The 8,460-nt window shown below is 33.7% G+C and carries 8 protein-coding genes and 1 pseudogene; 1 reads left to right on the top strand and 8 read right to left on the bottom strand.

The genetic code is table 11. The features are described 5' to 3' along the window. The 8 genes and pseudogenes from J5G60_RS14465 to J5G60_RS14435 all read right to left on the bottom strand — a co-directional run. A partial coding sequence (locus J5G60_RS14465) for a cobalamin B12-binding domain-containing protein (RefSeq protein WP_207876560.1) occupies nucleotides 1-389 on the bottom strand: 389 nt, incomplete at its 3' end. Between the two features lie 239 nt (nucleotides 390-628). Further along, the gene (locus J5G60_RS14460) at nucleotides 629-1,990 is read right to left on the bottom strand and encodes a uroporphyrinogen decarboxylase family protein (protein WP_150358660.1); all 1,362 of its coding nucleotides are present in this window, start codon (nucleotides 1,988-1,990) and stop codon (nucleotides 629-631) included. Between the two features lie 47 nt (nucleotides 1,991-2,037). Then, complete coding sequence (locus J5G60_RS14455; protein WP_150358661.1) at nucleotides 2,038-3,231, bottom strand: MFS transporter; 1,194 nt, start codon at nucleotides 3,229-3,231, stop codon at nucleotides 2,038-2,040. Between the two features lie 30 nt (nucleotides 3,232-3,261). Then, nucleotides 3,262-3,348: pseudogene (locus J5G60_RS18925) on the bottom strand (cobalamin B12-binding domain-containing protein); the annotation flags it as partial. Nucleotides 3,349-3,611: 263 nt separating this feature from the next. Further along, nucleotides 3,612-4,247, bottom strand: coding sequence for a cobalamin B12-binding domain-containing protein (locus tag J5G60_RS14450; protein ID WP_328707013.1), 636 nt, complete (start codon nucleotides 4,245-4,247; stop codon nucleotides 3,612-3,614). An 86-nt stretch (nucleotides 4,248-4,333) separates the two neighbouring features. Continuing rightward, nucleotides 4,334-5,131: a dihydropteroate synthase gene (locus tag J5G60_RS14445; RefSeq protein WP_150358663.1), complete on the bottom strand. Its 798-nt coding sequence runs from the start codon at nucleotides 5,129-5,131 to the stop codon at nucleotides 4,334-4,336. A gap of 96 nt (nucleotides 5,132-5,227) precedes the next feature. Continuing rightward, nucleotides 5,228-5,416 carry a hypothetical protein gene (locus tag J5G60_RS14440; protein WP_150358664.1) on the bottom strand — a complete coding sequence of 63 codons (189 nt, stop codon included), beginning with the start codon at nucleotides 5,414-5,416 and terminating at the stop codon, nucleotides 5,228-5,230. Between the two features lie 10 nt (nucleotides 5,417-5,426). After that, on the bottom strand, nucleotides 5,427-6,584 hold the full coding sequence (locus tag J5G60_RS14435) for a uroporphyrinogen decarboxylase family protein (RefSeq protein ID WP_150358665.1): 1,158 nt from the start codon (nucleotides 6,582-6,584) through the stop codon (nucleotides 5,427-5,429). A 241-nt stretch (nucleotides 6,585-6,825) separates the two neighbouring features. Between J5G60_RS14435 and J5G60_RS14430 the strand changes: the two genes are divergently transcribed. Then, nucleotides 6,826-8,271 carry an FAD-dependent oxidoreductase gene (locus J5G60_RS14430; RefSeq protein ID WP_150358666.1) on the top strand — a complete coding sequence of 482 codons (1,446 nt, stop codon included), beginning with the start codon at nucleotides 6,826-6,828 and terminating at the stop codon, nucleotides 8,269-8,271. The last annotated feature ends 189 nt before the right edge of the window (nucleotides 8,272-8,460 follow it).

Here is an 8,460-nt window from a genome sequence, read left to right as displayed (position 1 = left end):
TCTACACCTAAATCGATTACCTCAAATCCATTAGCTTCCAGCATACCTTTAAAAATATCCTTTCCAATATCATGAATATCACCTTTTACCGTCCCTAAAACTACTTTTCCCAATCCCTTATCCTTATTTTGAAGAAAATACTTCTTCATCTTATCCAGTTCTAAGATCTTTCTGAAAATAAGTCCTGAAAGTATTAAATCCGCTATATAGTAATCTTTATTTTCGTATAATTTCCCAACTCTCTCCATGCCCATATTTACAGTTTCCACCAAGGTTATAGGATCCATTCCCTTATTCAAGGCTTTATTGGTCAAATTTACTGCTTTTTCCTCATCCAGCTGCTCTATATATTTTACAATCAGTTTTTTTAATTCCCCGAGATTATCCATTTTACCCTCCATCAACACTTAATATCTCGTCTATATTCAATGATTCTCTTGTTAAAATACTAATGCATCCGTCTATTTCATTTATAATACTATCTATTACCCATAAGAGATCTCCCTTTAGTATATTTTTTTACTCAATTAATATATTACCAAAAGGAAATCTCTTTTTCTATTTTTTGTTCTAAATTATACTACAGTAATTTTACACTAAGAAAAGTATCTAAAAATTGATACATTTCTTATACCAACAAATAAACGAGATACTGAAATATTGCCTCTTCAAATTTCTGAAGTTTGTCTTTCCCAAATTCAGAAACCTCCGGATAGTTTTCCTTATACTGCTCCCAGGTACTGTAATATTTGCTTTCAATCTTTCTTGAAGGCAGTGCACTGTAATCATTCTTGTTAAATTGCATTCCAGCCGTTTCCCCTGCATTCTGATAATTTGCATTATCACGAATATATTCCGTCACTGCACAAAAGTTCTCCATATTTATGTCACTTAGCGATAACGGTTGTTTATCCATTCCAAACATGTATTTTCCTCCTGGAGCAAGCACATCTATTATCTCCTTAGCCTTATCTATACATTTCTGCTTAGTATGAGTCAATAGCATAGTCATCGGATATAGCCCTGTTATTATATGCTTTTTGCCCAATTTATCCTTGATTTTTCTAATGTCACCGTATTCAAACATCATCACTGTATCTGTAGGCAATTCATAGAGATAATCAAGGTATCTAGTCCAATCATCTTCACAGAATATAGAACAATGAATTCCCATGGACGCATATTCATCAAGAAGTTTCTTGAAACTCGGCCACCACAACTTTGCAAAGTCTTTTTCTCGCATAAATGTAGGCATATGAAGAGGCATCCCAATTGATTTATAATTCGATGCTTTTGAAGGCATGCCCTTTTTCAGTACTATTGGATAAAGCGCTTCACAAGCTTCTGCTACTTTTTCCGGCCTTCTTCGTATATCCACGCTTATGCCTTTAAAACTTCTCAACTGATCCGCCAGAAAATCAAAGGGGGCTTCAGTAAAACCTCCTTCTCCAAAAGGCATACCTGGATAATACCCATATTTTTCAATCATCTTATTGAGAATTGCTCCTAATTCACCAAAATCATTATTATACAATACAAAGCTCTTGGCAAAATTTATTGCTGTACTCATGGGATTCCCGCCAAGCGCTTTATATTGCCTTGGTATAACCCTTTCAATTATACAATCATAGGGTTTTTCTATGAGATAATCATAATCATCAGGTAGCATGCCTACAACTTCAGGATGCTGTATAAATCCATTGGAACCCATCACAAAAGACTGTGATTCAAGTACTTGATAAAAAGACGGATACCTCATACTTCCACCGCAGGGACATACATCGGAATACAGTGTCTGACAGAGCTTATCTATTGCCCCCTCGGTTACAGGTGAGTTCCACTGTGCCTCCATCAAACCTATTCCTCCAAATTGCGCCGTCGGCTCAAATGGAATGGAAATATTCAAGGGCACTCTCTCAGGTATCTTATTGTCATATACATCGTGAAACAACTTAATTCTCTCTTCTTGCAATCTTTTAACATCTGTCATATATTACTCACCCATCCTTTACAATTTTATTCCTAATTTATATTTTTTTATACACTAACATACTTTTTTTTCTTAGACTGGCTTATAACAAAAATTCCATATATCACTGCAAAGGCTATAAAGCATACTGCTCCAAAAGCAAAAGGAAAGTTGTCGGCTGTTATATGAAACAAAGACTCCACAAATGAAAAGAAAAATGCCGATAAAAAACCACCTAAATTCATAAACGCCATTACTAATCCCATAACCATTGCTCTCCCAGCAGGCCGAACTGCAAGACCTGCATAATACATAACCCCAGGAGCTATCAATCCAGCACCAACTCCAAATACAGTTGTACCTATATTAAAAAACATTAAGCCTCCGCCTATTCCTATTATTATAAATACGTATCCTATTGCACAAAAAACTAATGACAAAGTAATTACATACCTGCTGACGGTCTGAACTACTTTTCCAAAAATTGCACCTCCAATCATGCTTCCAACCGTCCACATTGTAAGCGTAACCCCAGCAGTTGCTGCAGTTCCATAGTTATTTTTAAGTATCAGCCCAGATATTCCCGTTAACATTGGATAGGTTAGAAGTATGAATATAAGATAAAATACAGCCCACATATAAACTACGATATTCATTTTTACTTTTTCTGGAGCATTACCCGATTCTTTTCCCTGTGATATTGAAGGTTCTGGTAACATCAATACAACTATAATTAAAACCGCAACTCCTATGAGATAAATGAGAAATGTATCTCTCCAATTAATGGCACAAAGCAGCCCACCTACTATTTGAAATACTATTCCACCTACACTAGCAATGAGATTTGAAATTCCCATCAGATTTTCTCTCTCATGACCACTAAAAAGATTCATAACAAGAGCTCCGCTCAAAGGTGTAATAAATCCCAGTCCAACTCCCAATAAAGCTCTCATAAACAGAATAACTGTAAAATCACTTAGAAAATATGGCACTGTACCACCTATTACAAAAAAAATTACACCTATAACCGCAAGTGTCCTATATTTTACTTTATCTCCAGCTAATTTGCCAGTCAAAATTGAAAATGGAACTAAAACTAATGGCGGAAGTGTAGCAATTAACATAATCAATGTAGAAGTTATATCAGGAAAAGCACGTCCAATACTTGCAAGTGCTGGAGAAGTTGCCCCAACACCCATCATCAAGAATGCTACAGCCATTATGGAAATTATAGCCTTCGTCCTGTTAATACTAGCGCTCATTTATATTCACTACCTTTCATATGTGTTATATCATTCCACCCACTCTTGACAAATTTTTACACCTTCTGCAGCATTTGTGGTGAAGGCATCAGCTCTAACATGTTCGCAAGCTTCTTTCCAAAAACTTTGTCTTCATCCAAATCCCCTACTGCTTGTGTTAACAATTTATAATCCATAATCTAATCCCCTTATATTTTAAAGTTCAAAGTACAAAGACCACTCAATAAAAATTTTTGAATAATGTCAAAAATTCACTAAATTTAATATATTCTGAACTTTAATGCTAACATATTTCCTCAATGAGTTTTTTCTTACGCAACAATTTTTTATAGCTTAAATCATCTTCTGTATCGATCTCTTCCTCTCATCAACTATAATAATCACACTGAAGCCCATTCCTTACAGACATTTATCGTTTTCTGTGGACTATATGCCCATTCATCAGCACCTATTAATTTACAAGCATCTTCACTAACAGGGTTTCCACCTATTATTATCTTGATCTTATCGCGCATATCAGCTACTTTAAATGCTTCCACTGTATTCTTCATGGAGTCAAGAGCAAGAGTAAGAACTCCCGACAGTGCAATGATATTAATGTTTTGCTTTTTTGCCGTCTGCACTATCTTTTCAGGTGGAACATCTACGCCCAGATCCAGCACTTCAAAACCTGCTGCTTCTAACATAGCCTTTACAATGTTTTTTCCAATATCGTGAATGTCGCCCTTTACGGTGCAAAAAATCATACGCCCTGCCGATTTCCCGGCACTTTTAACAGCTAGTGCAGGCTTAATAATATCCATGGCTTCTGTCATTATTTCGCCAGCAAAAATAAGATCTCCAACAAAATAATCTCCATTCTCGAAACGATCCCCTATAATTTCCATACCTTCCTGACAAGCTTTCAATGCTTCGCCAGCATCCTTACCGCCGTCTTTCATAAACTCGTTCATCATCTTCATGACAGATTCTTCTTCCAGATCAGCCATAGCATTTTTGAGTTCTTCAAAATTCATAATAATTTCCCTCTTTCCTTTTAATACATTTATTTTTATTTTACCTATTTAATTTTTAACTTCACAATCATTTAAAATGTGATTTATTAAAATACTCCCTTTCTATGGGCCCTATTATATTTGCGTCCGCCTTTATCAACTTCGCAAAGTGCTTCTGCCGCATATATAGCAGCTGCCATATCTTGATCACATGGATTCAGTATTGCAGAATTGAGTCCAGCATGTACAGCTAATGACATACAACTTACATTTATATATTTCCTTCTCGGCATCTGAAAACTGATATTTGAAATTGCACCTGTTACTTTTACTTCTGTAGCATATTCATGAATTTTGATAATACACTTTTCAAAATCGGTCATGGAATCCGGGACTGCAGCAAGAGCCATTACACATGGATCTATGTGTAGATTTGAAAGTTTTACACCATATTTATGTGCTTTATTAATAATGCTTTTTGCAATGTCAATTTTTTTATCTGAATCCATAGGAATACCATCTTTGTCACATGTCAGACCTATAATTTGCCAATCAGTTCCAGCAATTAATGGAAATATGATTTCACACTTCATGCCTTCTTCATTTACTGAATTAATCATTCCAGGATGCTTAACATGACCTTCTTCAAAAATACGTTTAAGAAGAAGTACATTGGGACTGTCTATACAAACAGGAACATCGGTAACCTCTTGAATAAGTCCAATAAGCCATACCATAGCATCATATTCTTTATCTACTTGAGTACTTGGTGCACAATCAATAAAATCAGCACCTGCTTCTGCTTGAGCCTTTGCTATACTCTTTATAAAATCACCGTTACGTTCTTCAATCGCCTTCTTAACCGAAGGAATCGCACCATTAATTTTCTCACCAATAATTATCATACTTACACCTTCCTCTCTAAAAAATAATAATTATAATCACAACAGCTGAATCTTTTCTTCTTACAACTTTTTAGCATCCGTCATATTAGCTCACCATTAATTACTAAGCGTAGTCAATGTGAAATACAAAAGCATATCTTCAACCATTTCAAAAGATTCTCTTACATCTTCAATAGTTTCTGCATCAATATCATACTTTTCTATAACATCCTCTGGAGTTAAAAAATATTCACAGTTAATTCTATTTTTTTTCTTAATATCATCCATTGCACTTGACATATTCAAATTTTACCTCCTAATATTCACCATACTTTTTTACACAGTCAATCAAGCATTTAAAATTGTCCCAGTTGATCTGTTCAGCTCTCAAAACAGATTTATCAAAATCAAAAATATAATGTCCCCCAGGCGCCATTATATCAAGCACTTCCTTTGCTTTGGAAGTAACTTCTTCTTTTGTACCATTTCTTAATAAACTAACAGGATACATTCCAGATATAATATGTTTTTTACCTACTTTTTCTTTTATAATCTTCAAATCCCCATATTCAAACATAATATGACATAAGGGCGGCAATTTATCAAAATAATCCAATAATCTCATCCAATTTTCTTCTGCAAAAATCACAATCCCAAATCCTGCGTTATAAATATCCCATATCGTCTCTTCAAAACTTGGCCACCAAAATTTTTCAAAATCTTTGGGACGCATATATGTAGCCATATGCAGTGCAAAGAATATACGATTATCTTTCCTATTTGGATTTTTCCCTCTACAAGATGCCAAAGCCCCTCGAACCATTAATGGTTTTATAGCTTTCACTGCTTGAATAACTTTATCAGGATATCTTCTAATATCAATCAGAGCTCCAGTAAAAGATCTAAAATAATCTGCCAGATAATCAAAGGGTGCCCGAGAAATTCCCGTTATCATTGGTGTTGTTGATTTATTGTATTTCAATTCCATCTCAAAGTTTGCCTTACCCATTATATCCGACATCTCTCTTTCTAACAAAAACGATTTCAATAGGGCAAATGCATTATATGGCCAGGGTTTTGAAAACTCCCTAAAAGCTCTCGGTATTTGCTTATCCCATATATATTTCAAAGGATTTTCTATCAATTCATCATATTCATCGTCTTCCATTATACGTAGATTAGGGTGCTGCATAAATCCATCAGAACCCATGATATTCGTCCTACTGCCAATAGTTTTAGTTACGTATGGCATTGAAGGCCATGTCCCAATAAGAGTATCAGTATTATATTTTGCATTTATTCTATCTGTTGCATCTAAAATTTTTGAATAGCCGTATTGAGCTTGCCGTAAATTATAACCTGCAAGTTCTAAAACCGCACACGTATTTACACCACAAGCTTCTGGAACTCTCTTAGGTGTTTTGCCATTAAGAACATCTTCAAATAATCGACTTTTAAATGCACTATCCTCCATAAATATTTATCCCCCCAAAAATTCGTTATATTTTAAATATAAAATCTTCATATAATCAATATAACTAAATACTTACTATTAATATTTATACTATTAAACTTTCAACATGTTTAGAACATGTATATATAAGTTATTTATATGTTATCTCAATCGCACATGCAGTCATTGTTTTTAACACTGTCCATATAAAAGTGTGTGTATATTACAAAAAAAGTGGAATACTAAATATGAGGTGATTCAAATGGAAAGTGTATGGAATTCCGAGGTTAAATTTAAAAAGAGAGATGCTTTAAATAAAAATATAAACTGTGATATTCTTATAATAGGAGCTGGGATAGCTGGCCTTCTAACAGCATATATGCTTAATAAAAATGGAAAAGAAGTTGTTGTCATCGATGCAAAAAGCATTGCAGGTGGAGTTACGAAAAATACAACTGCAAAAATAACATCTCAACATGATTTAATTTATGATAATTTAATAAAAGAATTTGGCGAAAAAGGGGCAAAGCAATATGCCAGAGCCAATGAACTTGCAATACGAAAATATAAAGAAATAATTGATGATGAAAATATTGATTGCAATTTTGAATACAAAGATGCATATGTATATTGTTTAGACAATGCTCAAGCCCTTGAAGATGAATATGATGCAGCTAAAAAATTAGGAATCGATGCAGAATTAGTGGATGAAGTAAATCTCCCCTTTAAAGTCAAAAAAGCATTGAAATTTAAGAATCAGGCACAATTTAATCCACTTAAATTTTTAAAACCTATTTCAGAAAAGCTAACTATTTATGAAAATACAACAGCACTTGATATTACTGAGGAAAATTCTGTAATTACAGAGAATGGAACAAAAATTAAAGCAAATAAAATAGTAGTAGCAACACATTATCCATTTTTAAATACTCCAGGCTATTATTTTATGAAAATGCATCAGGAAAGATCTTATATTATAGCTTTAGAAAATGCTCAAGATGTAAATGGAATGTATATAGGCGCTGATAAAAATTCGTATTCATTTAGAAATTATAAAAATTTGCTATTACTTGGAGGCATAGCTCAAAGAACTGGTGAAAATGAAGAAGGTGGAGCTTATAATAAATTAAGAAAAGCAGCCAAAGAGTTTTATCCAAATTCAATAGAAAAATATCATTGGTCAGCGCAGGATTGTATGACTTTAGATAATATACCTTATATAGGTCATTACTCCTCAAAAACTCCTGATATTTATGTCGAAACAGGATTTAAAAAATGGGGTATGACAAGTTCAATGGCAGCTGCAATGATAGTAAGCGATATGATTCTTGAAAATGAAAATGACTTTTCAGAAATATTTTCCCCTGAAAGATTTGATATATCAACATCTATGAAAAATGCTGCTAATGATCTTATAATAACAGCAAAGAACTTTATCGCACAGAGAATAAATATTCCTAATGAAAATTTAGAAAATATTCAAAGAGGCCATGGCGGAGTAGTAAAATATAAAGATCAGAAAGTTGGAGTTTATAAAGATAATGATGGAAATATATATACGGTATCAACCAAATGTGCTCACTTAGGATGCGAACTTCAATGGAACGCTGATGAATTAACCTGGGACTGTCCCTGCCACGGCTCACGATACGATTATAAGGGAAATTGGATACAAAGCCCTACAAATAAATCTCTTACTTCAATATAATTTATAAAAAATTTTCTACTGTATAATGATAAGGATAATAGATAGATCTTGGCAGGGATATCTATTATCTTTTTTAACAAAAAGGGCGTAATTCTCCTATCTTCTATAAGTGGGAGATGAATAGTCCTTGTTATTTTAGGTTCGATGCCTAAAATAATAACTACTTGACGAATTATTATATATGATGTA

Source organism: Clostridium sp. HV4-5-A1G (genome assembly GCF_900184915.1).
GTDB classification, from domain to species: Bacteria; Bacillota; Clostridia; order Clostridiales; family Clostridiaceae; genus Clostridium_B; species Clostridium_B aromativorans.
Note: the sequence above shows the minus strand (reverse complement) of the source record. Positions and strands in the feature narration are given on the sequence as shown.

Bases quoted from the DNA above. Each gene is read 5' to 3' on its own strand.
- J5G60_RS14460 (WP_150358660.1), bottom strand. From the start codon at position 1,990: ATGACAGATGTTAAAAGATTGCAAGAAGAGAGAATTAAGTTGTTTCAC.
- J5G60_RS14455 (WP_150358661.1), bottom strand. From the start codon at position 3,231: ATGAGCGCTAGTATTAACAGGACGAAGGCTATAATTTCCATAATGGCT.
- J5G60_RS14450 (WP_328707013.1), bottom strand. From the start codon at position 4,247: ATGAATTTTGAAGAACTCAAAAATGCTATGGCTGATCTGGAAGAAGAA.
- J5G60_RS14445 (WP_150358663.1), bottom strand. From the start codon at position 5,131: ATGATAATTATTGGTGAGAAAATTAATGGTGCGATTCCTTCGGTTAAG.
- J5G60_RS14435 (WP_150358665.1), bottom strand. From the start codon at position 6,584: ATGGAGGATAGTGCATTTAAAAGTCGATTATTTGAAGATGTTCTTAAT.
- J5G60_RS14430 (WP_150358666.1), top strand. From the start codon at position 6,826: ATGGAAAGTGTATGGAATTCCGAGGTTAAATTTAAAAAGAGAGATGCT.